The 22,656-nt window shown below is 36.7% G+C and carries 24 protein-coding genes; 7 read left to right on the top strand and 17 right to left on the bottom strand.

Annotation, left to right across the window (positions count from 1 at the left end; genetic code table 11):
- Positions 1–11 precede the first annotated feature (11 nt).
- The 6 genes from MUW56_RS08915 to MUW56_RS08940 all read left to right on the top strand — a co-directional run bounded on the left by MUW56_RS08915 (position 12) and on the right by MUW56_RS08940 (position 4,665).
- Complete coding sequence (locus MUW56_RS08915) at positions 12–212, top strand: cbb3-type cytochrome c oxidase subunit 3 (protein ID WP_076595423.1); 201 nt, start codon at positions 12–14, stop codon at positions 210–212.
- Between the two features lie 10 nt (positions 213–222).
- On the top strand, positions 223–1,104 hold the full coding sequence (locus tag MUW56_RS08920; protein WP_292012852.1) for a cbb3-type cytochrome c oxidase N-terminal domain-containing protein: 882 nt from the start codon (positions 223–225) through the stop codon (positions 1,102–1,104).
- Between the two features lie 96 nt (positions 1,105–1,200).
- Positions 1,201–2,655 (top strand): cytochrome c oxidase accessory protein CcoG, encoded by a 1,455-nt coding sequence (gene ccoG / locus MUW56_RS08925; RefSeq protein ID WP_292012853.1) that lies wholly within the window; start codon positions 1,201–1,203, stop codon positions 2,653–2,655.
- An 83-nt stretch (positions 2,656–2,738) separates the two neighbouring features.
- Positions 2,739–3,191 carry a FixH family protein gene (locus MUW56_RS08930; RefSeq protein WP_292012854.1) on the top strand — a complete coding sequence of 151 codons (453 nt, stop codon included), beginning with the start codon at positions 2,739–2,741 and terminating at the stop codon, positions 3,189–3,191.
- The gene (locus MUW56_RS08935) at positions 3,182–3,907 is read left to right on the top strand and encodes a sulfite exporter TauE/SafE family protein (protein WP_292012855.1); all 726 of its coding nucleotides are present in this window, start codon (positions 3,182–3,184) and stop codon (positions 3,905–3,907) included. Before MUW56_RS08930 ends, MUW56_RS08935 begins: the two co-directional genes overlap by 10 nt.
- Positions 3,908–3,927: 20 nt before the next feature.
- Positions 3,928–4,665: a hypothetical protein gene (locus MUW56_RS08940; RefSeq protein WP_292012856.1), complete on the top strand. Its 738-nt coding sequence runs from the start codon at positions 3,928–3,930 to the stop codon at positions 4,663–4,665.
- Positions 4,666–4,767: 102 nt separating this feature from the next.
- On the opposite strand, the gene MUW56_RS08945 is transcribed toward MUW56_RS08940, so the two are convergent.
- The 17 genes from MUW56_RS08945 to MUW56_RS09025 form a co-directional block, all read right to left on the bottom strand.
- A complete protein-coding gene (locus MUW56_RS08945) occupies positions 4,768–5,565 on the bottom strand; it encodes a GLPGLI family protein (protein ID WP_292012857.1) in 798 nt (265 codons plus the stop codon).
- A gap of 5 nt (positions 5,566–5,570) precedes the next feature.
- Positions 5,571–6,179: a hypothetical protein gene (locus MUW56_RS08950; protein ID WP_292012858.1), complete on the bottom strand. Its 609-nt coding sequence runs from the start codon at positions 6,177–6,179 to the stop codon at positions 5,571–5,573.
- Entirely contained in the window at positions 6,163–7,164 is a 1,002-nt protein-coding gene (locus MUW56_RS08955; protein WP_292012859.1) for a hypothetical protein, read from the bottom strand. Before MUW56_RS08955 ends, MUW56_RS08950 begins: the two co-directional genes overlap by 17 nt.
- On the bottom strand, positions 7,139–7,336 hold the full coding sequence (locus MUW56_RS08960) for a hypothetical protein (protein ID WP_292012860.1): 198 nt from the start codon (positions 7,334–7,336) through the stop codon (positions 7,139–7,141). The genes MUW56_RS08955 and MUW56_RS08960 overlap by 26 nt, the downstream gene beginning before the upstream one ends.
- Complete coding sequence (gene gwsG / locus MUW56_RS08965; protein ID WP_292012861.1) at positions 7,308–8,279, bottom strand: grasp-with-spasm system ATP-grasp peptide maturase; 972 nt, start codon at positions 8,277–8,279, stop codon at positions 7,308–7,310. Before gwsG ends, MUW56_RS08960 begins: the two co-directional genes overlap by 29 nt.
- A gap of 53 nt (positions 8,280–8,332) precedes the next feature.
- Positions 8,333–8,512: a hypothetical protein gene (locus MUW56_RS08970; RefSeq protein WP_292012862.1), complete on the bottom strand. Its 180-nt coding sequence runs from the start codon at positions 8,510–8,512 to the stop codon at positions 8,333–8,335.
- Positions 8,513–8,749: 237 nt separating this feature from the next.
- Positions 8,750–10,018, bottom strand: coding sequence for a serine--tRNA ligase (gene serS / locus MUW56_RS08975; protein WP_292012863.1), 1,269 nt, complete (start codon positions 10,016–10,018; stop codon positions 8,750–8,752).
- 64 nt (positions 10,019–10,082) lie between these two features.
- Entirely contained in the window at positions 10,083–10,604 is a 522-nt protein-coding gene (locus tag MUW56_RS08980) for a hypothetical protein (RefSeq protein ID WP_292012864.1), read from the bottom strand.
- A gap of 82 nt (positions 10,605–10,686) precedes the next feature.
- Entirely contained in the window at positions 10,687–11,106 is a 420-nt protein-coding gene (locus MUW56_RS08985; RefSeq protein WP_292012865.1) for a lipopolysaccharide biosynthesis protein, read from the bottom strand.
- 2 nt (positions 11,107–11,108) lie between these two features.
- A complete protein-coding gene (locus MUW56_RS08990) occupies positions 11,109–11,942 on the bottom strand; it encodes a hypothetical protein (protein WP_292012866.1) in 834 nt (277 codons plus the stop codon).
- Positions 11,939–13,075 carry a glycosyltransferase gene (locus tag MUW56_RS08995; protein WP_292012867.1) on the bottom strand — a complete coding sequence of 379 codons (1,137 nt, stop codon included), beginning with the start codon at positions 13,073–13,075 and terminating at the stop codon, positions 11,939–11,941. Before MUW56_RS08995 ends, MUW56_RS08990 begins: the two co-directional genes overlap by 4 nt.
- A gap of 91 nt (positions 13,076–13,166) precedes the next feature.
- Positions 13,167–13,655 carry a hypothetical protein gene (locus MUW56_RS09000; RefSeq protein WP_292012868.1) on the bottom strand — a complete coding sequence of 163 codons (489 nt, stop codon included), beginning with the start codon at positions 13,653–13,655 and terminating at the stop codon, positions 13,167–13,169.
- A 197-nt stretch (positions 13,656–13,852) separates the two neighbouring features.
- Positions 13,853–14,632, bottom strand: coding sequence for a (Fe-S)-binding protein (locus tag MUW56_RS09005; protein WP_292012869.1), 780 nt, complete (start codon positions 14,630–14,632; stop codon positions 13,853–13,855).
- Entirely contained in the window at positions 14,622–15,245 is a 624-nt protein-coding gene (locus tag MUW56_RS09010) for a hypothetical protein (RefSeq protein ID WP_292012870.1), read from the bottom strand. Before MUW56_RS09010 ends, MUW56_RS09005 begins: the two co-directional genes overlap by 11 nt.
- Before the next feature lie 3 nt (positions 15,246–15,248).
- Positions 15,249–16,577: a (Fe-S)-binding protein gene (locus MUW56_RS09015; RefSeq protein ID WP_292012871.1), complete on the bottom strand. Its 1,329-nt coding sequence runs from the start codon at positions 16,575–16,577 to the stop codon at positions 15,249–15,251.
- Between the two features lie 8 nt (positions 16,578–16,585).
- The gene (locus MUW56_RS09020; RefSeq protein WP_292012872.1) at positions 16,586–17,536 is read right to left on the bottom strand and encodes an MlaD family protein; all 951 of its coding nucleotides are present in this window, start codon (positions 17,534–17,536) and stop codon (positions 16,586–16,588) included.
- A 128-nt stretch (positions 17,537–17,664) separates the two neighbouring features.
- Positions 17,665–19,818, bottom strand: coding sequence for a peptidylprolyl isomerase (locus tag MUW56_RS09025; RefSeq protein ID WP_292012873.1), 2,154 nt, complete (start codon positions 19,816–19,818; stop codon positions 17,665–17,667).
- A 260-nt stretch (positions 19,819–20,078) separates the two neighbouring features.
- On the opposite strand from MUW56_RS09025, the gene lon reads away from it, so the two are divergent.
- Positions 20,079–22,484: an endopeptidase La gene (lon, locus tag MUW56_RS09030; protein ID WP_292012874.1), complete on the top strand. Its 2,406-nt coding sequence runs from the start codon at positions 20,079–20,081 to the stop codon at positions 22,482–22,484.
- The last annotated feature ends 172 nt before the right edge of the window (positions 22,485–22,656 follow it).

Consider the following 22,656-nt stretch of genomic DNA (forward strand, 5'->3'; position numbering starts at 1 on the left):
AAAAGGTTCATATGATTCCTCAGAACTTTAAAGATATCTTGTCCAATACAGAAAACGCTGGTTTTTACCAGACGCTGGCTCTGATTTTCTTTATGTTGTTTTTCGTCGCTCTGGTAATTTATGTTTTTAGCAGGCCTAAAAAATATTACAAAGAGGAAGAAGAAGCACCTCTTGGGGATGATGAAGATGACGATTTTAATTTAAAAAATTAAACTATTTTTTATGAAACAAAGAACACCTGTTGTTATAAACATCTTAATAATAATCGGACTTTTAATAGTTTTTTATTATTTATTTGTACAGAGCTACTCGTTTCTAGCTTCGCCTTACTTCTGGGGAACTGTTGTGATTGCCGGTATTCTGGCTTATATCCACAGTGCCATAGGAGACTTAATTGAAAACAACAAATTCAAAAATTTATCTCCGGAAGAGAAAGCAGCTTATCTGGCTGAAAAGAAAGTACCATACTTGAAAAGAATGTATCAAAGTGCTTTCAAAAAGCAATCTGCTTCTGAAGAAAAAGATATTCTTATTGACCATGGTTTCGATGGAATTATGGAGCTGGATAACCAGTTGCCAAAATGGTGGGTAGGTTTATTCTATTTTGGGACCGCTTTTTGTATTGTATACATTGCAGCTTACTCTTTCACAGACTTCGCTCACCCGTTAAGCGAATATGAGAAAGATTACAAAGAGCAAATGGCAGCTATTGATAAATATATGAAAGAGCAGCCTCCTGTAACAATAGAAACAGCAAAATACTCTGCTGATAATATTGCAGAAGGTAAAGAATTATTCAAAACAAACTGTGCATCTTGTCACAAAGAAGACGGAAGCGGTGGTATTGGCCCGAACTTAACGGATAACTACTGGATCAACCAGCCTGAGAAGACTTTATTCAAAAATGTTTTCCATATGGACTGGAATGGTTCTCCTACTAACCCTTCGATGAGAGCCTTCGGTAAAAACGGAGAGGTTTCCGGAGCAGAGATTGAAAAGATTGCAGCCTATGTTTATCACATCAATCAAGAGCAACCGCCAGTGACTCCAGCTCAAGGAGGAGCAGCTCCTCAAGGAACTGAAGCACATTGGGAAAAAGAATAATTTAAAAAATTAGAAACATATGAAAAAAACATAATTTGTTATTAGATTAAAAATAGTAACGAATTATGTTTTTTCTTTTTTAAACAATATTACAACATGTCAGATATAGAAGAAATAGAAGTACGAGGCGGACAGGGACAGGTTCTGGACCCTGAAACTTACAGAGATTCTATCGGGACAATGGAGCAATCCGGTAAAAGAAAATGGGTATTTCCAAGGAAGCCTAAAGGAAAATATACCAACTACAGAAACCTTGTAAGTTATCTTTTATTAATTATTTATTTTACGTTGCCATTCATTAAGATCAATGGCAACCCATTATTGTTATTTAATGTTATAGACAGGGAGTTTTTCATCTTTGGACAACCTTTCTATCCACAGGACTTTTTTATCCTTACTTTAGGTGCCATTGCCTCTTTAATTTTTATTATTGTTTTTACGATTGCATTCGGAAGAATTTTCTGCGGGTGGATTTGCCCTCAGACAATTTTTATGGAATCGATTTTTCGTAAGATCGAATACATTATTGAAGGTGACAGAAATAAGCAGATGAAGCTGGACAGACAGGAGTGGAACAGTGAAAAGATCTGGAAGAGAAGCTTGAAATGGACGGTTTACGTTATCATTTCTTTGATTATCACTCACTTTATGTTTATGTACGTTGTCGGATATGAAGAAGTGCTTAAAATTGTTTCGGAAGGGCCTTTTGCTCATCCTACCAATTTTATAGTGATGATTCTTCTGACCGCTGCATTCTATTTTGTTTTTGCCTGGTTCAGAGAACAGGTTTGTACGCTGGTGTGCCCTTACGGAAGACTTCAGGGCGTGCTGATCGATAAAGATACCATCAATGTGTTTTATGACTTCAAAAGAGGGGAAAACAGATCCAAATGGAGAAAAGGAGAAGACAGAAAAGCTGCCGGTAAAGGAGACTGTATCGATTGTCACCAGTGTGTGGTGGTATGTCCTACGGGAATTGATATCAGAGACGGACAACAGCTGGAATGTGTAAACTGTACAGCCTGTATTGATGCCTGTGATGAAGTAATGGAAAAAGTGGGTCTTCCGAAAGGACTGATCAGATATGCTTCTGAAAACGAAATTGAGAAAGAAATTCCGTTTAAGTTTACAGGAAGAATGAAAGGCTTCACGGTATTCTTATTCCTTTTGGTGGGATTCTTAGGATATCTTCTTTACAGCCGTGGAGAAATGGAGGCTAAATTCATTAAACCGGCGGGAAGTACCTTCTTCGTAAAAGATGGAAAAATTACCAATACCTACAATTATACTTTCCTTAATAAAACAAACGAAAAGAAAATCGTTACGGTAAAAGTAATGGACCCGGCTCATGGTGAGATTACGTACAGTGCTTCAAGTAAAATCCAGGTAGACCGTGATAAAATCTCAAAAGGAACGATCAATATCAGCTTCCCTGAGGATGAAATGAAACTTTCCAAGCAAAATATTACCATCGGAGTATACGATATGAAAGGTAACCTGATCGATTCTTATCAGACCTATTTTGAAGGGCCTTTCAAACTGCAATTTTAATAAAAAAATCTTGTGACTCAGAAATCACCGGTAATGGATACCGGATGATTTCTGTTCACCATAAAAAAATAAAATCCGGAAAAATGAAGAACTTTAGTTGGGGACACGGTGTCGTAATCGCATTATTTGCATTCATAGCTTTTATATTATCCATGTTGTTTCTTTTCCCGAACGGGCAGAAGAATTCTGAAATGGTAACGGATAATTATTATGAAGAAGAATTACAGTACCAGGATGTCATTGACGCTAAAAAGAAAGCCGATGAACTACAGGATAAGCCTGTATACAGCCAGGATACCAATGGAATAAAAATAACCTTTCCAAAAGAATACAACAATTCCAATACTACGGTAAAATTTGTTTTAAACAGAACCGACGACCAGAATTTAGATATCAAAAAATCTGTTCAGCTTGACGCCAATCAGTCTTTTATCATCCCTTCCCAGGTATTAAAAATGGGAAATTATACATTAAGGCTCACCTGGACCAAAGATAAAATGGACTACAGAATGGACTATGACGTGATATGGAAATAGGACTTGTCATATCAGCTATTGCCTTAGGTTTCGCTTCCGGATTCCACTGTATCGGGATGTGTGGCCCTATTGCTCTGTCTATGGGACTCACCAGAAAACAGGCTGCCAATTTCTACCTTCAAAATCTCACTTACCAATTTGGAAGGATTTTTACCTACTCTTTACTGGGAGCTATTTTAGGTATTATAGGTGAGGGGTTTGAAATGGCGGGTTTCCAGAAATACCTTACCATCACTGCCGGAGTATTACTCATTATTATGGCTGTTTTTTCTTTTGGAGGCAAAGATTTCGCATCAAAAATTCCTTTCCTTTCTAAATTTCTGTACACGGTAAAATCAAATTTAGGAAGGCTGCTTCAAAAAGCAGATTACCGTTCCAGATTTACAACAGGCATTCTTAACGGCTTTTTGCCGTGCGGAATGGTTTATATGGCTCTTACCGCCAGTCTTGCAGGAGGAGGAATATGGCAGGGAGCCTTATATATGGCTTTATTTGGACTCGGAACCCTTCCCTTTATGTTTGCCATTGTTCTAGCCGGAAATCTCATGAATCAGGCCTTTAGAATAAAAATTTTAAAAGCTGTTCCCATTATTATGATCATCCTCGGAGGGTTATTTATCCTGAGAGGTCTGGAACTGGGAATACCTTATGTTTCTCCAAAGGCTGAAGCCATGACCATCACCAAAGATCACAACGGAGCTGTTAACTGCCACTAATAAGAATTTAAAATAAACCCATGAAAAAAACGATTGTCTTATTTCTGATAAGCCTATTCGTGTTGCAGTCCTGTCATATCAATTCTGAAATTGTCTATCATAAGGACGCTTCCTCTACATCTGTCACGGATATCGATACCAGAGAGTTTATGGCAGAAATGAAAGCAATGACTCCTGACTCTCTGAAGCAGAATGAATTTGGAGAAATGGATAAACTTCCCACCACATGGACCAGTATTTATGAGCTTGAAAAAAAGGAAGGGAAATTAAAAACTCAAAACCAGGATTCCCTCAGAATCATGAAAAAGATATTCATGAAATCTAAAAAGGAGAACAATGAACCGGCTGGCTTTGCTTTTAAAATGGAACATTTCACTCCGGAAGATTATCAGGCGCTGAAAAACTTTACAAAGGATGAAAAACTTCCATTGGATCAGAATATATTCAACAATTGGGATGGAAAAACACTGATCATCAACACAGAAAATTTCAATCTTAGAAATATTGAAGAAACCCTTCGATCCAAAAGTGTAAAGGAAGAAACTGAGAAAATGGAAGGAATGATGATGATGTTCTTCAGAGATATTGGAACTACCTTAAGATTTGAAAATAAAATAAAATCTATTACAGGAAAGCATGACTGGCTGAAACAGATTGATGATCATTCAGTAAGAATAGAATACGATCTGAAAGCTATTTACGATAAAGATACAAAGCTCAAAAACGCTGACAAGAAGATCGTCATCATTACTGAGTAAATCAAAAAACCACCGGAATCCGGTAGGATATGTATTAATATGAATTAGTCAATACTTAATCTGACAGTTATTATTTAATTGAAGCAAACCATATATATACTATTAAGGGTATTTAATAGCATCCGTTAGTTCAATAGGATTATTCTTCATTTTTATATCTTTTCGTTTAAGCTCTGTAAGTTGATTAAAATTCGGAGTTACCTGCCTTCCAGATTCATCTACCACTTTCATTACAGCCTTTCCGCCCTTTAGTTCTTTATAAGGGTCATTATAGTAATCCTGGTAAGCTTTGGTTAATTGTTTTCTTGTTACAGGAATAGTTTCGGCTATTGGATCCACTGACCCAATATCTTTCCTCAACTCAGTCATTGTAAAAATATAATTATTACCGGAATCTCTCATATCTATAATTAAACCAGGTAAAGAATTAAAAATATAAGGTCCTTCCTGAAAAGGAATATCTTTTGTAAACCATGCTTCCCAATTTCTTCCTTTATAATTAAGTTTAGCTTTCTGGCAGTTAACATCATGTATCTTTCTCACTTCTTCAGTAATCTTCCATTCAAATTTAGGAGCATCTTCCTTATATGAATATTTATCTAGACCTATCACAAAATATTTTTCAGTAGTATTATCCTTGCTGTTCTTGATTACCGCAAAATCATAATCTGATGCCTTCTTTCTAATCTGATTAGTTCCTAATGAATCAATATGATACAAATTATAGGAATAAAATTTAGAAACATTATCTTTTACATCCAAAATCATCTTTTTTTTAATTGTTTCATTCTTTGTGGAATCCATTTTATAAGTCATCTGATAATCTACCCTATATGTCTGTCCTTGTAGAAAAGACATGAATATCAAAACAATAAAAAGGATCATAATTGCTTTTTTCATCTTTGTCAGTTAAGAGGTTCAGAATAACCATTCCATAGGGAATGATTGATATTAAAAAACATAGTATTTATTTCTCTGTTAAACCATTGATAATCCGAATCTTTAGAGTAATTGGGGTTATTAATACATACAAACCGTATAAGCCCACCTTTCACAGTTTTGTAGAAATCATAAACTTGAAATTTCCCGAAGTGATATCGTGAAAAAACCTGAATTTCATTTTCATTGTGTTTAACGTTAACGTACAACTTTTTAATATCTTCAATACTAATATCCTTATAAAAAAAACCTAAAATATTTGAAAACGTCGGCTGATCGGTATACATGAAAAGAAATTGTTCACCATTTTTTTGACCAAGTTTGTATTTCAATAGTTTATGCATCTCAGGATTTTTAAAATAGATATACCGCTTATCTACTTTCTTAAAACGATAATCTCCGTAAGTATAGAATGGTATGTTTTGTTTTCCCTCATCAAAGGTTAAAATAAATTTTTCATACCTGTCCGGATGATCTGTCTCCACCTTTTGCTGTCCATTGAAATAATAGTAATTTTTACAGCTTGTTAAGGAAAATAGAAATACTACCACTATTATTCTAAGTAAACCATTCATTAGTATTGGGATTATAATTACAATTTATAAAGTATATTTTCTTTTTATCATCATATGTGGGGATAAAATTTGCTGTACACGCATATTTCAGTTCACATTTTCTGCATGGCATGATTTTATCTCTTTTTATATTCCACACTTCTGAAAGAAGGAATAAATTATTTTCCATATCCGAGTCTAATATACAGCCATATTCTTTTACATCAATAGAATTCAATTGCAACATTCCCCCTGCATTCACAAAAACGGTTTTATATAGCCCTAGATTTGCATTTTTACCCGTAAGAAAAGCCCTATGGTTTATTGATATAGCATTTATGCCTGCTCTAGGGAATAAAAATTCCTGTTCGCTATATTTAAAAAAATATGAGTTAACATTATAAATTTCTATACTTTCCGAATAAGGTGAGCTATAGAAATACAGATTTTTTAGTCTTTGCTCCTTAATTGTATTTGGATTAAAATCTTTCTGATAAGGTAATGATATTGAAAGATTGATAATACAACTTTGTTTCAGGACATAAGTAAATTCTAATATTTGTTCCCAATTAGTTCCTAGAGGTAAATGAAGGTGAAGGCGTTTTACTCCTAAATATTCAATTCTTTCCGCAATCGTCTTGGAATTCCTTACTACGAATTCAGACAATACAATAGTCATACATTCAATTTTAGAAGTATCATCATTAAAACATTTATGAGAAAGTTTTGGAAAGTGATCTTCTGAAGAAAAAAAAATAAATTCTTTTTGAATGAGAAATTCCAGATATTCCCATGCTATTTCATTATCACCCCATTCATCTATAATATTTTGAACAGACTTCTTATTGATATAGCTTATAAAATCAACTAAGGAATTAGGAACTAATTCAATATCATCTCTTTGCAAATCATAAACAGCACCTATTGCTGAACCTTTAATCGGTATACAGCATGAAAATAGAAATAATTTTTTGTCCCGGTTATGGCTTAGGTAGGTTAATTCCATCTTTAAAAGTTCTTAGACACAAAATTTCAGATTGGTATTTTTTAGCTTCAATTTTGCTGATTAAAGGCCTAGAATGAGTAAATTTTGCTCCAGTTTCTACAACTTGTGAAAAAATTGGAGGTAACAATTTTTTCATTATTGGATTAACTTCCTGAAGAAGAGTTTTTTTCATGATTCATTTTCTTTAATAATAAAGCCATTTCGTAATGTAGATTATAATTGCACCGGTAAGAAGTCATTCTAAACTGACCAAAAGGATTAACCTCTAAAAAATAATATTCCCCGTCAATTCCTTTTATAATATCTATTGATCCGGTTTGTAGATTTAATGCTTTCATCAGTTTTGTAACTTTTCTGTCGAGATCTCTAGGCATCTGGTAACGAATAAACCTGTTAGGTTTCTCTTGATTATAATTTCTGAAATCAACAGACGTTGTTAGATCATTTTGAGAAAATATTGCCATCGAATAATTTTTCCCTTTAAGATGAAAAACCCTTAGTTCATATTCTTTAATAACCTGCTCCTGGAATAAGCCCGGAAAAAAAGAATCTGTAGGATTATTATATTCAAATGTCATTACAGGGAAATTTTTATTTTTATAGTGAATCACTTTCCCTTCGTTTAGAGATTTAGTAATCCATAATCGATTATCATTCTCAAATTGATTGGTGACAACTGTAAAAGGAATTTTAAAACCTGCTGTTTCAGCTTTTGTAAGCATTACGATCTTACTTAAACCCATCACTGCCGTATAATGATTCACCCATTTCTTATTTCTAAGGGCAAAAAGGATTACATTTAAAACCCCTGAATATTCTGAATATAAATATTGCAACATGTCTAAAGAAAGATCTTCTTCAAACATTTCCTTATACTTATCAAAATTTCCCCATTTGCGATACCATACAGTTGTTACCTCTGAAACATCTATCTTCCCGAAGAATTCATTTTGAATAACTAACTGTCCATGAGAATTTACAGCATAATACATCTGTGTTTTTCCATTGAACAGATCTATATCATTTAGGCGGATATATGGCTCTCCCATATTGTTTAGATGCTCTATAACAACATTTGTATCATCATCCCATGAAGTAGATAAAATTAAAATCATAATAAAAAGGGTTGATTCTCAACACGGAAACAACCCTATAAGCTTTTTTTAAATTAACATCCGTCCGATGCACCAGAAGGTATTACAACACTTTCAAGTACGTAAGGGTCATTAGCAGTTCCTGAACCACTACATACTCCCTCAGGAAGTAATCCTTTTAAACCTCCATGGATTTGTTTCAGGCTACCCGTTGTAAGCACTTTTCCACTCTTTAATGATTTTAGTTTTTTCATAGTAATTTACTTTGTTTTTGGTCCTACTCTATAAGCTTTTCGGATTCCGCTTATCACGAATATATAAAAAAAATAAATCCCAATAAAATGAATAATAATGAAATTTCATTTTTTTATTATGTTAATAAACTATTTAATAAAAAATAGAATAAAGATTAAAAAAACAAAACAATGTTTAAGGAAATAAAAATCCCCTTCCAATGATGAAAGGGGAGTCATTCTACGTGGAAGATATTTTTAATTGATCAGATCAAATCTTGCATATTCCGCAATTTTCTTAGGAAGCTTAATCCCTTCCGCAGTCTGGTTGTTCTCCAGCAAGGCAGCCATAATTCTTGGTAATGCCATTGCAGATCCGTTCAAGGTGTGAACCAGCTGAGATTTACCGTCTGCTTTATAACGGCATTTCAGTCTGTTCGCCTGGAATGTTTCAAAGTTGGAAACAGAACTCACTTCTAACCACATTTCCTGGGCAGCACTCCATACTTCAAAATCATAGGTCATGGCAGAAGCAAAACCTGTATCTCCTCCACAAAGTCTTAATACTCTGAAAGGAAGTTCAAGGTCTGTTAAAATCTCTTTGATATGCTCCACCATTTCTTCCAGCACAGCGTAAGAGTTTTCGGGTTTTTCAATTCTTACAATCTCTACTTTTTCGAATTGATGAAGACGGTTTAAGCCTCTTACGTGAGCCCCGTAGCTTCCCGCTTCCCTTCTGTAACACTGAGAAAAAGCTGTATTTTTAATAGGAAGTTCCTTTTCATCAAGCAATACATCACGGTAAAGGTTTGTTACAGGAACTTCAGCCGTCGGGATCAGGTACAATTTATCTTCGTTAATATAATACATCTGTCCCTCTTTATCAGGCAACTGCCCCGTTCCAAAACCGGATGCTTCATTCACAACGTGAGGAGGATTCACCTCCGTATATCCTTTCTCTACATTTTTATCCAAGAAATACTGAACCAACGCTCTCTGTAATCTTGCTCCCTTTCCCAGATACACAGGAAAACCGGCTCCGGCAATTTTTACCCCCAATTCAAAATCGATAAGGTTGTATTTCTTCGCCAGCTCCCAGTGAGGAACAGCTCCCTCACCAAGACCTTCCACCGTGTGTGACTGATAAATAATTTCGTTATCCTCCGCAGAAGCTCCGCTCTTTACCAATTCATTAGGAATATTGGGAAGCTGATATAAGATATCCAGCAAAACCGTTTCTTTTACTTCTAACTGGGATTTCAATTCTGAACTCGACTCTTTGTACTGTGCTGTTTTAGATTTTGCCGACTCCGCTTCTTCTTTCTTTCCTTCTTTCATCAAAAGTCCGATTTCTTTGGAGATTTTGTTGATTTCGGAAAGCTGGGAATCTAATTCAAACTGGATTCTTTTTCTTTCGTCGTCAGCAGCGATAGCCTCGTCTACCAACTCAAGATTTTTGAATTGTCTTTTTTTAAGACCTTCTAAAACGCGCTCTTTATTGTCGCGTAAAAAATTGACTTGTAACATTTTATTTAGATGTTAAATATTAGATGTTTAGCTTATAATAAGCTAACAGTTGTACAAATTTAAATTATTTTACGATAGTAACCGTATTTATTGAATTGGGAGCATCAGCTTCTTTTGAAAATACTTCCTTTTTGTTATAAAATACTTTCGAGACTTGAAATAATGTTGGAGTCATACGATATTCAATTCTTAATATATCATTGATTGTATCCGCCACATTATTGGTTGTTGTCCTTAGTCCCAACTGCATTTCGGAATAAAAAGAAGTTCCGGTACCCGGATTGCTTGGACTGGTGGAGTCAGCTCTTTTTCTTTTTGCCCCTGCAATATATTCCATATAATATATCGAATCTGTGGTCATTCTCAAAGGAATGCTCACAGGAGTGACATCTTTGTCTCCCAAAAGGTCATTCACGGAATATCCGCTGTATGAACCCGTTTTTTGGCTGTTCAGCAGATCCTGTCCTGCACTGTTCTTCATATAAATATTCAGGATCTGATCAATTCTCTGTAAAGACTCATCGTCACTTTTACAGCTTAAAAGTGCAAACCCGGTCATCAATATTCCAAAAACAACATTTCTCATGTACAGCAAAGATAAAATTTATTTTAATTCTCTAAGGCATTTACATGCAGCTATATTCGTTCTGATATAAAAATTTTCGATACTATTTCTTCAGCAGTTTGTTCAACAGCAAATGAAACTCTCCTTTTGAAATCATAAAATCACTGAGATGGAATTCTGTCATCTGATAGAATCTCCAGAACAACAAACCCGAGGACAAACAATAGGATACAGAGGTGATGATGCAGGCTCCCGTAATTCCCCAGCGGGGTATAATATAAAAGGAGGATATAAGCGTAAAAATAAGGCCTACCACAGATTTTACATTTAATATTTTAAGCTTATTAATCCCTGCAAAATAGAATCCTATGATATTGCTTACCGCAATCGCTAAAATCCCCGGAGATAAAAACAGGATAATCTGCTTCGTCTGGTGAAAATCTTTACCGAAAATCATAATATACAACTGAGCCGGCAGCAGCAAAATGGCCGCGATGAATAATAAAGTGATCCAGAAACTCATCTTCAGTGAGATTTTGTTTTTTCTATAGCAATATCTGAATCCTTATTATTGACGACATCCGAATAAAGAACTATAGACAGACTGCGGCTGACCGTCCAGATCGCTTCAGAAAAAGCGACTCCGATTGAAAAAATTCCCACGCTCACCATCCCTTTAAAGTATTCTAAAAAATAAAAGGACAGCCTGTTATTCAAAAACTGCAGGAAAGCACTCAGCTGGGTTTTCCAGCCATAATCAAATAAAGTATTCTGAATCTTTTTAGAAAATGATATCTCTGAAAATCTGCAATTCTTCAGTAACTGAAATGAGCTTACCAGAAATAAGGTGGCAAAACAGCCAATTTGAGCGATAAAATAAGCTGTAACGGCAGTAATCCTGGCTATATAGATAATAACCACAAGAAACGCAATGTGAACAGCCTGCTGTAAAATGGTGTACAGGTTGAACATTTTGATTTTCTGCTGTCCCACAAACAAATTAATATTCGCTGCCAAAAGAGAGGATACGACCGACAAAGCGATCAGGTAACCTGAATATGCTGAATTATGATGGGTAATACTGAAAATAACAGGTATGGAAATACCTACCAAAAGCGACCACAAGTAAGCATACGCCAATATCTGCTCTGTTTTATATTTAGGCGCAAAATAGGTAACACTGCTTCCTACAAAGATATTGCTGAAAAAAGAAACGATCGTTAAATCTGCAATGACAACAGAGATCACTCCTTTACCTTCACTTCCCCACATATTGGTAGAATAGATCACAAGTCCGAAATTCAATATCAATATTAAAAACCGGGAAATAAAAGTTTTAAAAATAGTCTTTTGCTTCATTTTTTCAAGGCTTGCTGGACGTAGTCAACAAATGAATCTTTTATACCATTCCAGTTGTACTTTTCCTCATATTCCTTTCTTGCATTATGGGCGTGCACGTCATAAAGCGCGGGATTCTGAACGTAATTCAAAATAATATCTGCAATAGTCCCTGCATCTTCAGGATCTACCAAAAACCCAAACCGGGCAACATCCACATACTTTCTGGTGGCCTTCAGATTCGTATAAATAACCGGTTTTCCGGATGCGGCATAGTAGAAAATCTTGATCGGCAGGCAATGATCATTTTCAAAGTTAAGAGCTCTCAAATCAAAACAGATATCTGCATCTGCATAGGATTGGGTAAAAGTTTCAAATGAAGCGGTTTTTCCAATCTTTATATTCTTCCAGGCATACTTTTCCAGGAGCTCAGAAAAGTACAGTTCATCTTTCTTGGTTCTGGTTCCGCCTACAAGCAGAATTTCAATATCCAGATCCGGCTTTCTTGTGCGTACTGTATCAATGGCTTTAAAGAAATTTTCAATCCCTTTTTCTTCAGACATCTGCCCTGTATAGCACAAGGTTATTTTACCGGGAACCAGACGCTTAATATTAGGATACATATATCTGTCATCTGGAAAATAAGGCAGAATAATTCTTTTTTTGAATGGAAAAAAATAAGCCAGAGGAAATTTCTTAGTGGATTCTCCGAAAATAAAATGAGTGCTGATATACCCTGCATACAGGTGGACCAGGAAAAATTTAATGGCATGAATACATTTCAACAGATAAGAAGAATATCCGCTTACCATTCTCATAGAGGGATACCATTCTGTGATATCATACATACAGCTGATTTTGTGCTTTCTTGTATATTCTTTAGCGGCAATTACGGCCAATGGCTCGGAACATATAACACAGTCCGGCTGAAAAGATGCGCAAACCTGCTTAAGGGTATTCGTTTTCTTTTCTATGCTTTCTTCCAGAATGGCATACGACTCAATTTCAATTCCGTCAATAATTCCTGTATAATCTGCATATAAACTGCAAATTTTCACTTCATGTCCTTTATCTCTGAGCGCCAGGGCCTGATGATAGAAAATCCTGTCATCATTATAACTGTGTGAAGTCGTTAAAAAAAGTATTTTTGACATTAATTTTTACTGAGTCTTTACAAAGATACATTAAAAACAAAAAAGTGGAAATGCATTCCACTTTCTGATTATTTACAGTATTTTTTAATACTTACTGTATAGAAGCTGCCCAGCTTTTTTCCAAAGGTAAAAGGAAATGGCTCAAAAAGTCCAGGTACGTATTTTTAGAGAAGTCAAAGACCTGAATATCCCTGGAAAGTTCTCCGTTTCTCAATTGAGACTTAAAATCCTGTAGCTTTAGAGTTTTTACTTCTCCCTGGTCTACAAAACTGGCTTTCATTCTGTCGAAAAGTCCCAGCTGGTACTCTTCATCAATTTCCCTCATTACTTTCCCTAACGCATCAATACTGCACCCTGATGCCATTTCTTTTTCCTCATCTACACAAATGATAATAAACTGATTTTTTTCAATTTTAAAAGAGGAAGAAAGCGGGTTTCCGTGAGCGGCCCATGTCGCAAGGAAATCAAACAGTTTTTCAGTTATTGATTTCGCTTCTTTTGTTTCAAAAGGCCTTGAAGCCGGGTATATAATGACTCTGTAGTCGCTGGTTTCTACAATATTGGATTCTTCAATTTTCATAGGTAAACATTTTATTTTTTCCCAGATCTTATGCAATCACCTAATCCATCTCCGGCTGTTGACCAGAAATTTTTCCGAATAGGGATTTCATCACCTGTCAATTAAAGTATCAAAATTAAGAAATATTCTTGAGTTGATCGCAAAATAAAAAACTCAAGCCAAAGCCTGAGTTTTTGTTTATGTTTTAATAGAAATTCCTACAAATCTTCTGCTTCGGCAAGAAGCTCTACGATATCTTTTACAGCGACTTCTGTGTTCTTGTTAAAATGTTTTACCCCGTCTGTCATCATGGTGTTACAGAAAGGACATCCCGTAGCAATTACTTTAGGTTCAAAAGACAAAGCTTCTTCGGTTCTTTCAATATTGATGTCTTTGTTCCCTTTTTCAGGTTCTTTAAACATCTGTGCCCCTCCAGCACCACAGCAAAGGCCGTTTGTTCTGCAGCGCTTCATTTCTACAAGCTCTGCGTCAAGTTTCTCAAGAAGAAGTCTCGGTGCTTCATACTCATCATTCGCTCTGCCCAGATAGCATGGATCATGGAAAGTAATTTTCTTTCCTTTAAATGCCCCGCCTTCGATCTTTAATCTTCCCTCTTCCATTAATGTTTTAAGGAACTGCGTGTGATGTACTACTTCATAGTGTCCTCCTAAGCTTGGATATTCATTTTTAAGAGTATTGAAGCAGTGCGGGCATGCCGTCACAATTTTTTTCACCTCATAAGCATTCAGAACTTCAATATTGGTAAGAGCCATCATCTGAAAAACAAATTCATTTCCAGCTCTTTTTGCAGGATCTCCGGTACAGCTTTCTTCCTGTCCCAACACTGCAAATTCAACACCTATTTTATTCAATATCTTGCAAAATGCTTTCGTAATTTTTTTGGCGCGGTCATCGAAACTTCCAGCACATCCAACCCAAAATAAAACTTCCGGGGATCTTCCTTCGGCAGCATATTCTGCCATTGTTTTAATTTGCATTTTCTTTTTGTTTAATTAATAAGTTAGCATAGTATTCCTTTGCCTTTTTCATTACCTCAGTAGGCACGATGGAAGCATATAAAGGATTGGCTTCATCATAGTTCAGATACTTCCAGGAGTTTCCTGTTGTCTTGTCATTAAGAGCAAGAATCATACTTAGCTTACTCATTTCCAGAGACGTATCATTCAAAAATTTCGCTTTCATTCCCTGTGCTACTAAAATCCCGAGCATCATATTCTTTTTATCTTCATCAAATTTCTCCTTCAGAAAAATCATTTTCATTTTCATCGGATACACTGTGAAGGCATATTTGATGTTGTCTTCGGCAGTGAAAATATCGGAAACGCTGAATGTATTTTTATCCATATCCACCATTTCGATCTGAAATTCATCATTGCCTTCAAATAGCTTTTTGAAACCGTCAGTCATTGCTTTTCTATCCACCTTTTCAAATATAGCCGGATGCGTCATATTCAGCATTCCATCGTAATCTTTCTTTTGAAACAGCGATATGAATAACCGGGTATCTTCAAGAATTTTTTTCTGGTCGGCTGACTGTGCCCACAAGAAACCGGAACAGATCAACAGGAATAGGAATACTAGTTTTTTCATGATTTAATCATTTGCCCAGTTCAAACGGTCTGCCTGGTTATATTGCCATGGAGCCGCATTGTTTTCCACATTGGTCATCATCAGATTCAGCTCCTGCGGAGCAGCAGACTGTTCCATTACCAGGAATCTTCTCATTTCAAAAATAATGGAAAGCGGATCTAATAATACAGGGCAGGCCTCTGTACATGCATTACAGGTGGTACAAGCCCAAAGTTCTTCTTTTGTGATATAATCGTTAAGCAGTTTCTTGCCATCATCCACAAATTTGCCGTTCTTATCTATATTTTTTCCTACCTCTTCAAGTCTGTCCCTGGTCTTCATCAGGATCAGTCTCGGAGAAAGCTTTTTACCGGTAATATTGGCTGGACAAACCGAAGTACAACGTCCGCATTCTGTACAAGAATAAGCATTAAGCAATTGTACCTGGTTCAAATCAAATATATCTTCCGCACCAAACTTAGAAGGAGCCGCATCAGCCTCTCCTTCAGCCGGAGCTGCATAAGGGTCGGCATTAGGATCCATCATCAGTTTGATCTCCTTAGTAACAGATTCAAGGTTATTGAACTTTCCTTTTTTCTCCAGGTTAGCATACCATGTACTTGGAAATGCCAGGATAATATGCAAATGTTTTGAATAATAAAGATAATTCATAAAGAATAAAATCCCCACAAAGTGGAACCACCATGCTCCCTTTTCTGTAAAGAACAGGAAACCATCGCTAAAACCGCCGAAAACAGGTCCTAAAATCATAGAACTGATAGGAAAGCTTCCATGCTCAGGAAGAAGACCTCTCTGCTGTAATACCCAGTCGGCAGCATTCATTTTAAAGAAAGCCATCATCAGGGCAAATTCGATAATAAGAATCCAGTTGGCATCTTGTTTTGGCCATCCGAAAAGTTCTTTCATGGTTAACCTTTTCACCCCATAAAAGTTTCTTCTGATAAAGAATACCACTACGCCGATCACGACAAGAAGTGCCAGGATTTCTAATGTTGCAGTAAAGAAACTGTAGAAACCGTTTCCAAAAACCGAAGCCAGAAAACGGTGGGTTCCGAATACTCCGTCCACCACAATTTCTATAAGCTCTATATTGATAATGATAAAACCTACGTACACAAAAATGTGCAGTATCCCGGCAATAGGGCGTTTTACCATTTTGCTCTGTCCCATCGCAACTCTTGCCATGGTATTCCAGCGCTCAGATTTTCTGTCGTTTCTATTAATCTCATGACCCAACCTGATATTTCTATAGATTTTCAGCAGGCTTTTGGCAAATAATCCAAATCCGGCCACTAATAAAATCAGGAAAATAATGTTATCGATGTACTGCATAAGGCGTATTAGTCTTTGTTATTTTTACCGAAAACCGAGAAATTAATATATCTCTTAGGGTTCGCTTTCATATCTTCAACCAATGAGTTCAGATTGGAAGATGCGGAATTCAGATTATTGTACAGCTGATCATCCTTCATCAGTTTTCCTAAACTTCCTTCTCCCTTATCAATACCTCCAATTACCTGATTCAGTTTTCCTACGGTAGCATCCAGGCTCGCAATCGTTGCATTCAATTTCTTTGTATCGATGCTTTCTGCAAGATTACCGTATTTGTCTAGTGTAACTTTTCCACTCTTCATCGTAAGGCTTGCATCGTCCAAGACTTGCTGAAGCTTAGGATCGTTGTGTCCTACCAAATTGTTTACACTTCCTGCAGTCGTCTGCAATGCACCTACCGTTTTATTAAGGTTGGATAATAAAGCTCTGATTTCAGCTCTATTCTGGGCATCAAAAATCTGGTTGGCATTGGTCATTAAAGAGTCTACCCTGTGTAATACAACCTGTAACTGGTCTTTTACCGGGCCTACCTGAGAAGAAAGACTTCCCATCATTCCCAGTTTGAAAGCTCCTTTCAATGTATCCCCGTCTTTTGCAGTGTCTCCTCCGTAGACAAGGTTTACTCTCATTTCCTTACCGGACATTAATCCCGGTTCAAAAATTTCCAGCGTTGAGTTTTTTGAAAATTCGAATTTATTGTCAACCGTTATTTTTACCACAAAACTGATCTTACCATCTTTTGCTGTCTGGGGAATGATCTTATCGACCTGTCCTACTTTCAGACCATTGATGGAAACCGCTGAAGACTGCGCAAGGCCCTCTACATTGTCATATTTTGCATAAAATATATTGTCGGTAGTAAAAAGGCTTTTCCCTTTCATGAATTGGAACAACAACACAAAGCCTACGATAGCTAAAAGTGTGATCACACCAGCTTTTAATTCTTTACTGAACTTCACTTGCTAATATTTTTCTAATAAGCAAATATAATACATTTTAAATAAATCTTTTCCCTTATTGTTCTGCGTTAAATATAAAAAAAGCGACAAAAAAATTTGTCGCTTTTATCTTGATGAAATTTAATTTCTTATTGTTGCTGATTTCCCAGCTTACCCCAGATCTCAATTCTATAATCTTTGATATCTGCATTATCCTGAAGACTCTTTAACCAAGCCTGTCCGAACATTCCTGCATTTCTCTGTGTAATAGATTCTGTGAACTGCTTAAGATCTCCAGGCTGTTTGTTCACCGTTTCTGATTTCTTGATCAGAACATAAACCCCTGTTCCTCCTTCTACCGGCTTAGAAAGGGCTCCTTTCTTAACTCCGAATGCTGCACCGGCAACTTTAGGTTCCATAGAACCTGCTACCGAAGGATTCAATAGATTAACCTGAGCAGACTGTTTTGGTGCTGCAAATAATTTAGCAACCTGGTCTAAGTTTGACACTTTAGCGGCTGCAATTTTATCAGCAATCTGTTTTGCTGCCAATTTATTTTTAACGACAACTTCAATTTGATCTCTTACAGATTCAGGGTCAGCAAGACCTGCTTCCTGTTTTCCGTTAAGATAAACTACAATTTTATCACCTGTTCCATCTACCGTGAAAAGTTCCGTATCACCCTTAGATCTTTTCTTATCAAAAGCCCAGGTTAAGATCTCGCCATCTTTTTCAGTTCCCAGACCTTGAAGCTGACCTTCAAATCTTTTCGCTGCTTTTGGATTAGAGAACTGATAGTTTCCTTTCTTAGCAATATTCACGAAATCGTTGAAAGATTTCCCTTGAACCTGCTGAATGAATTTTCTTGATTTTTTATCGGTTTCAGCTTCTGTAGCATCAGAAGGCTTAACTGCTTTCACTAGGTTCGCCACTTTATATCCCATTGATCCGGCCTTTTTATCTTCAATATTGATGATGTGATAACCGAACTGTGTTTCCACTACTCCTGTAGCTCCTTTAGGATTGTTGGCCAGGTAAGTAAGGAACTCAGGAACGAAAGGCGTTTCCGGAGTTGTCCAACCCAAGCTTCCTCCCTGTGCTGCAGAATTTGGATCATTAGAAAGCTTAAGGAATTCTGTAAATTTAGCAGGAGTTGCTTTTACAATGGCTCCGATAGAGTCTGCCAATTTCTTAGCCTGCTCTTTGGATCTTGTTACTCCCTCTCCCGCAGGACTTCCTTTGAAAGCAATAAGGATATGTCTTGACAACGTAGAGTCAGAAGTCTTTTTACCTACAAGTTTAGAAACTACATACAAATCCTGTTCCTTGTAAGGACCAAAGGTCTGCCCTACCGCTGCAGTAGCGATCTGCCCCTGTATAGCTGCCGGCAATTGTGTAGGCTTCATATACTGAGCATTGAAAGGCATATCAGAATTGGCCATGACAAACATAGAATCATTTTTCGTATTCTGGAAGTTTTCTGTACCTCCGCTTGCGTCCGTACCTCCTGAGTATAATTTTGTAATTTCTTTCAGAGCTGCTGCATCATCTGCTGCACTAGGCTTAGATGGGAAATATACAATTCCGATATTTCTGCTAGGCTCTGCTTTGAACATTACAGGGTGCTGTTTGATGTAATTCGCAAGATCCTCAGTAGTAACATTGATTTTTGTCTTCTGAAGATATGCCGCATAATCAACTTTAACGAAATCGATATCAGCAAGCTGATCTCTCTGCTTCATAAGCTCTTCAGCCTCCTTCTTTCCGGTTGTGATTCCTGCTGAAATATTGGTAAACACCTGTCTTGCCATCAATCTGTACTCAATGGTTTTTCTTGTCTTTAACCACTGGCTATATCCTTGAGGGTTGGTGTTTTGTAATGTTTCAATTTCTTTTTTAAGCTCTTGAGTTTTAAAATTACCTTTCTCATCAAAGAACTGTTGATTTTGAGCAAACATCTGATCATACTGGATCTGGCTCCAGAAGTAATCATCAGTCATTTCAAAACCTAACTTTTCAAATTGTTGTTTGATAAGCTTAGATTGTACAAGTAACTGCCAAGCCTGCTCTTCAAGACCGTTTTTCGGACGACCTTGCTGCTCTGCCTGCTGCTGCAACACGAAAAGCTGATCATTGAACTCTTCGCGAGTGATTTTCTCACCATTTACTTTTCCTAAAACGTCAGGATTTTTACCAAAAACCTTGTCGATAGTATCCGGGTTCACCAAGAACGCCAAAAGCGCTAAGGCTATTACTCCCATTAAAAGCCAAGGCTTACTCCTAATCTGTCCTAAAATTGCCATTTTATAAATTATAGTTTTTTATCAGTTTGCGAAAATACACATTTTTAAGAAATTACAGAAACAGAAGTTCTTTATTTTAATTTTAAATCATCAAGTTTATTAAAAAAAGGAAATTTTGACCATATTTTTCACTAAAAAACAAATGGCATAAGTATTGTGCATTCTAGGATAATATAATATACCACACGTTTTCAAGGCTTATTATAAAAAATCACCTTAACGATTAAAAACGAAAATGACAATTTGTCATTCGATTGACTATGACAGAATTTGAAGATATTAGTTTAGAAGAAATGATTGGCGACGGATTTGACATCGTAGCCGAAGAAATCAATCTTTCTGACTTTTCGGAGACTGATAAAAATTCCGAACAAAAGATATTCCCTATACTCCCTGTAAGAAATATGGTAATGTTTCCCAATGTGGTAATTCCCATTACCGCGGGGAGAAAAAACTCTATTCAGCTTATTGAAGAAGCTCAGAAGAACGGAGATTTCATTGGAATTGTAAGCCAGAAAAATTCAGATCTGGAACAGCCTGCTGAAAAAGACATCTATCTTACCGGTACGCTGGCCAAGATCATCAAGATTATAAAATTACCGGAAGGTAATATCACAGCAATTACTAAAGGTTTTCACAGGTTCAAAATCAAAAAGATCACGGAAAACAGACCTTACTTTAAAGCTGAGATTTCAAAATTAAAGGACGGCAAGCCGAAAAACCAGGAGGAATATGAAGCATTACTGGAAAATATCAAAGATCTTGCTCTAAAGATCATCGAACTGGATCCAAATATCCCTAATGCAGCGAACTTTGCGATCAAAAACATCAATAATAATGATGACCTGCTCAACTTCATCTGTACCAATTCCAGCTTCCCATCGGTGGAAAAGCAAAAACTGCTGGAAGAAAAAAGCATGATGGAAAGGGCCAAAAAATGCTACGAAATGATGCATGAGGACTTCAGAAAGCTGGAATTAAGAAATCAGATTCATCAGAAGACCTCCAAGGATCTAGATAAACAGCAGAGAGAATACTTCCTTAATCAACAGATCAGAACAATTCAGGAAGAATTGGGAGGTGGTCCTGAAAGCGATGTGGAAGATCTGATTGCTAAAGCAAAAACAAAAAAATGGAACCAGGAAGTAGAGGAGCATTTCCAGAAAGAGATCAGCAGACTCCAGCGCCAGAATCCTAATTCTCCGGATTATAATGTTCAGAGAAACTACCTGGATTTCTTTACAGATCTTCCCTGGGAAACGTATACCAAAGATATTTTTGATATTGCAAAAGCGGAAAAGATATTGGATAAAGCTCATTTCGGACTTGAAGATATCAAGAAAAGAATCCTGGAGCACATGGCTGTTTTAAAATTAAAAAACAACATGAAATCTCCTATTCTGCTACTGGTAGGACCTCCGGGAGTAGGTAAAACGTCTCTGGGGAAATCGATTGCAGATGCTTTAGGAAGAAAATATGTAAGATTATCTTTAGGTGGCCTTCATGATGAGAGCGAAATCCGCGGACACAGAAAAACGTACATCGGAGCGATGGCCGGAAGAATCTTACAGTCTATCAAAAAATCGGGAACCTCCAATCCGGTCATTGTACTGGACGAAATTGATAAAATCGGACAAGGCCTTCATGGCGACCCAAGCTCCGCCCTTCTGGAAGTTCTTGATCCTGAACAAAATAAGTCTTTCTATGACAATTTCCTTGAAATGGGTTATGATCTTTCGAGAGTGATGTTCATTGCGACCGCCAACTCACTTTCAACAATACAGACCCCACTTTTAGACAGAACAGAGATTATTCAGATTGCAGGCTATACTTTGGAGGAAAAAATTGAGATCGCTAAAAGGCACTTAATCAAAAAGCAGCAGGAGGAGAATGGTTTGGACACCAAATCATTTAAACTCGGAAATGCTGAGCTTAAACATATTATAGAAGCGCATACTTCAGAAAGCGGAGTAAGAACTTTAGAAAAAAGAATAGCCTCCATTGCAAGATGGGTAGCTCTGCAAACTGCATTAGTAAAAGAATATGACCCTAAAATTTCAGTGGAAAAAGTAGACGAGATTCTTGGAGTGCCAAGACCTAAAAGCTTATCTGAAATCACAGGAGTGCCAGGGGTTGTAACAGGCCTTGCATGGACAAGTGTGGGTGGAGATATTCTTTATATCGAGAGCATACTAAGCAACGGAAAAGGAGCCTTGACAATGACCGGTAATCTGGGAACCGTCATGAAAGAATCTGCTACGATTGCTTTGGAATATATCAAAGCCAGACATGACGAACTGGGAATTGCACAGGAGGATCTGGACAAGAAAAACATTCACGTTCACGTTCCTGAAGGGGCCACTCCTAAAGACGGCCCATCGGCAGGTATCGCCATGCTGACTTCCATGGTTTCTTCCTTTAAAAACAAAAAGGTAAAGCCTCATCTTGCGATGACCGGGGAAATTACATTAAGAGGAAAAGTGCTTCCTGTAGGTGGAATTAAAGAAAAGCTTCTTGCTGCTACAAGAGCCGGAATCAAAGATGTAATCCTTTGTGAAGCCAATAGAAAAGATGTTGAAGAAATCAAAAAAGATTATTTAAAAAATCTGAAAGTTCATTATGTAAGCAGAATGGAAGAAGTTATAGACATCGCCATTGAAAAATAACTTGTGATAACATATCAAATTCTCAATAAAGAAACATGTTCCGGCAACCCGGGGCATGTTTCTGTTTTTTAGCTGATAATCAGTATAAGGGCTACCACATTAATATTGAGCTGGAATGAAATTTGATACGCTAGAAATAAAACTCAAGTGGGCTGATAAAAATTTCTCAATT

It is taken from the genome of Chryseobacterium sp., assembly GCF_022869225.1.
Classification (GTDB): domain Bacteria; phylum Bacteroidota; class Bacteroidia; order Flavobacteriales; family Weeksellaceae; genus Chryseobacterium.